Here is a 2,659-nt window from a genome sequence, read left to right as displayed (position 1 = left end):
CCGTCGGCGCCGTGGCCGGTGGCGAGCACCAGATGCGAGGCGACGCCGCGCAGGGTCAGCGGGATCTTCGCATCGGCCGCGGCGGCGAGCGTGGAGGTCACGCCGGGCACCACCTCGTGGTCGATGCCGGCGTCGCGCAGTGCCGCGATCTCCTCGCCGGCGCGGCCGAACACCATTGGATCGCCGGCCTTGAGTCGCACCACACGGCGCCCCTCCTGCGCCAGTCGCACCAGCAGCGCGTCGATCTCAGCCTGCGGAACGGAGTGCCGGCCCTTGCGCTTGCCCACCGCGATGCGCTGCGCATCGCGCCGCCCCATCGCCACCACGGCGTCGGGCACCAGCGCGTCGTGGACGATCACGTCGGCCTCCAGCAGCAGGCGATGAGCGCGCAGCGTCAGCAGATCCTCGGCGCCCGGCCCGGCGCCGACCAGGAACACCTTGCCGGCCGGCGCCGTCGCCGCGCCCGCCTCGGCGAGCGTCTTGAGGGCGATGACGCGGGCCCGCTCGTCCTCCCCGGCGAGTGCGGCGGCCGCCGCACGGCCGCCGAACAGCGCCGACCAGAAGCGGCGGCGCGAAGAATTGTCGGGCAGCCGGTCCAGCACGGCCTCACGCACGCTCTCGGCCAGCGAGCCGAGCCGACCGAAGGTCGGCGGCAGCAGCGCCTCGATCTTGGCGCGGATCTGCTGGGCCAGGACGGGGGCGTGGCCGTCCGTGGCGATGGCGATCGAGACCGGGGCGCGATCGACGATGGCGGGCGTCGCGAAGTCGCACAGATGCGGCCGATCGACGACGTTGACGGGCACGCCGGCGCGTCGCGCCAACGCGGCGAGGCGGAGTTGCTCGGCCTCGTCGCCGGTGGCGACGAAGGCGAGCGCGGCGTCGCGCAGCAGATCCGCGGTCGGCGGACCGGCGACGTGACGGACGGCGTTCTCTTCGACGAAACGAGCGAGCGCCGCGTCGGGCGCTCTCGCGCACAACACCAGGCGGGCCCGTGTGCGGACCAGGAGCCGCAGCTTCTGCAGCGCCGCGTCGCCGTCGCCGACGACCAGCACGGTGCGCTCCTGCACGTCGAAGGAGACCGGAAAATAGCGGAAGCGGGGCATCGGGCGTCCTGCTGGTGCGTTCGGCGCTAACGGAGCCGGGCCGTCGTGATCACGACGTCGGCAGGCGCGCGGTCCGGGCCGCGGGCCAGGACCGTGGTGCCGAGGACGACGCCGAACGCGAACGCGAGCGCTGCGATGTCGCGGGCGAGAACGAGCCTGTCACGGGCAGTCATGCGGACTCCGAAGGCGAGATGCGGCCCCGCAGGGAGGCCGTGTCGCCTCAATAGACGGAGCGCCGCGCCGCAAACTCAAGGGTTGCAGCGAAAAAGAGTGCAACGCATTTGTTGCGCTGCGAAATCGAACGGGTTCTTCCCCTGGCCCTGTTGGATGGAGAAATCTCTTCTCGGTTCGGAGACGTTCCGATCAGGCCTCGCGAGCTCACTCGGTCCGGCACGCATATCGCCGGGCGTGGCACCGTCCGAGAAGCGCCGGGCCAGGGGCGTCGGGCGGGGGGCGTCGAACTCCGCGCCGGACCGTGCTGCCCGGCGGGGCGTGAAAAGACCCGCGGATTAGCCTTTAACTACAAAGGATATCTACGGATTCTCGCTTGGTCGTGTCGTGATAATCGGGCGCCTTCGAATTTGCTCGAATCGCCGGAGCCCTCTGTCATGAGCGGCCACCAAGACAGGCGGAGACCGAAGCGGTGCAAGGCGCTGCCGCGCACGGCCTCGGCCAAGCCCCTGCTGGACATCGACACGGTCGCCACGCTTCTCATGTATCGCGACATCGTGCTGGACCGCCCGGGGTGCCGGGAATGCGGCCAGAAGACCCGCGTGGTGTCGCGGGCGTTCAGCATCGCCGGCCCGCTGAGCCGAGAGATGCGCAGCTACGGCTGCCCGGTCTGCGGCCACGTCCAGGCCGCGACCCACACGCCCAACAGCAACCGCAAGCCGCCCGTCCACTGAGCGCCCGGCGCCCGCGTGGCTCAGCGCCGCAGCGCGCCGCGCACGCGGTCCAGCATGCTCACGAGACGCGCACGCAGCACCGCCCGCAGAAGCGCGCCGGCCGAGAGCGCCTCGCCGGCCGGCGGCGGCGCGGCGCGCGAGGCCGGGTCCTGCGCCATCAGCCGCGCGAGATTGCCGGCGAACATCCGGGTCAGGCGGCCGGCCAGATCCTCGACCAGGCCGCTGCGGCCCATCTGGGCGAACGGCCCCGACAGCAGGGCGCGCACCAGAATGTCGACCCGCGTGCCCTCGGCCGCGGCGACCACCGTGTAGGTCGCCTCGGCGTCGACGCGCGAGCGGGTGAGGCGGTCGCGCCCCGTGCCGGCGATGGTGCCGCGGCGGGCGGCCTCGTCGCGCGTCACCCGGGCGTCGCCGTCGAACGCCGCCGTCACCGGCCCGAGCTTCACGGTCATGCGGCCGGCGATGCGGTCGCCCGCCATGCCGGTGATCGAGGCGCCCGGGATGCACGGCACCACGGCGCCGACATCGGTGAGCATGCGCCACACGGCGTCGGGCGGTTGTGTCACGGTGAACGACTGCGCCAGCGTCAGCGTCGGTGTCGCGCCGCCTAGCCCGAGCGGCCCGGCCTCCGCCGGCGGCGCGGCGGAGGCC

The 2,659-nt window shown here is 73.0% G+C and carries 4 protein-coding genes; 1 reads left to right on the top strand and 3 read right to left on the bottom strand.

Annotated features, from left to right (window positions below; genetic code table 11):
• Both cysG and CH341_RS34635 read right to left on the bottom strand, forming a co-directional pair.
• Positions 1-1,103 (bottom strand): siroheme synthase CysG (gene cysG, locus CH341_RS30485; protein WP_111423281.1); only part of this gene is annotated, 1,103 nt, incomplete at its 3' end.
• Between the two features lie 26 nt (positions 1,104-1,129).
• A complete protein-coding gene (locus CH341_RS34635; RefSeq protein ID WP_170149879.1) occupies positions 1,130-1,276 on the bottom strand; it encodes a hypothetical protein in 147 nt (48 codons plus the stop codon).
• A gap of 435 nt (positions 1,277-1,711) precedes the next feature.
• Between CH341_RS34635 and CH341_RS30480 the strand changes: the two genes are divergently transcribed.
• Positions 1,712-2,008 carry a hypothetical protein gene (locus tag CH341_RS30480; protein ID WP_111423279.1) on the top strand — a complete coding sequence of 99 codons (297 nt, stop codon included), beginning with the start codon at positions 1,712-1,714 and terminating at the stop codon, positions 2,006-2,008.
• A gap of 20 nt (positions 2,009-2,028) precedes the next feature.
• Here the strand turns inward: CH341_RS30480 and CH341_RS30475 are convergent.
• Positions 2,029-2,659 (bottom strand): SRPBCC family protein (locus tag CH341_RS30475; RefSeq protein ID WP_170149878.1); only part of this gene is annotated, 631 nt, incomplete at its 5' end.

The sequence above is a fragment of the Rhodoplanes roseus genome (assembly GCF_003258865.1).
Classification (GTDB): domain Bacteria; phylum Pseudomonadota; class Alphaproteobacteria; order Rhizobiales; family Xanthobacteraceae; genus Rhodoplanes; species Rhodoplanes roseus.
This window is presented reverse-complemented; position numbering and strand designations above follow the sequence as displayed.